This is a genomic window from Thermoactinomyces sp. CICC 10521, assembly GCF_016055135.1.
In the GTDB taxonomy this organism is placed as follows: domain Bacteria; phylum Bacillota; class Bacilli; order Thermoactinomycetales; family Thermoactinomycetaceae; genus Thermoactinomyces_A; species Thermoactinomyces_A daqus.
Genome location: NZ_JAECVZ010000099.1, coordinates 1 through 606, shown reverse-complemented (window position 1 = coordinate 606; position 606 = coordinate 1). Strand labels below are relative to the sequence as shown.

The window sequence follows — 606 nt, the reverse complement described above, 5'->3', positions numbered from 1 at the left end:
GAAAGTGCTTGCTTAATCGCTTTTTCTGACTGCACGGGGTGTGACAGCGACCCCAGGTTTTATATTAGCCGTGAACAGTGGTTTGTTTTGCTTTATTCCACAGATTTTTACAGGTAGTGGTAAAACCGATCCCAAAGACCGGGTTTGGTGTTCTTGAATGGAGTCGGAGTCATCGACGTTTCGTTCGTTGGCTCTGGTTCTTGTTGAACTTTTTCAAGAGGGAACAGATATATAAAAAAATCACATTTCAAACTCACGCCATTTTTGATCTGGATTTAATTTTCCGTCATGATCATAGAAGTACTTGATCGCCTTAAGCATATAATCCCAAGATACACAAACCTTTTCCGGCATAATCGATAATTGGGAAATGGTGATACAGTATTCTTTTTCTTCCGACCTTGTTTGATCAACCAATTCAAAATAAGTATCAGAAGGATACAGCCCTTCAATCCCCTCTTCATCCTCTTCTTCAAAAAGCGGATCTGTCAACTCATACCAATAATTCACATAGTAAATATTCTGGCCATCAACCAAATTTCCACCGTGAACAACGATTTCCCCTTTTGCTTTCCGCCGTAGTAACACCATCGAGATGCTTTTCCC

General features: G+C 40.4%; 1 protein-coding gene. It reads right to left on the bottom strand.

Annotation, left to right across the window (positions count from 1 at the left end):
- Positions 1–240: 240 nt before the first annotated feature.
- A partial coding sequence (locus I8U17_RS18180; RefSeq protein WP_232331190.1) for a hypothetical protein occupies positions 241–606 on the bottom strand: 366 nt, incomplete at its 5' end.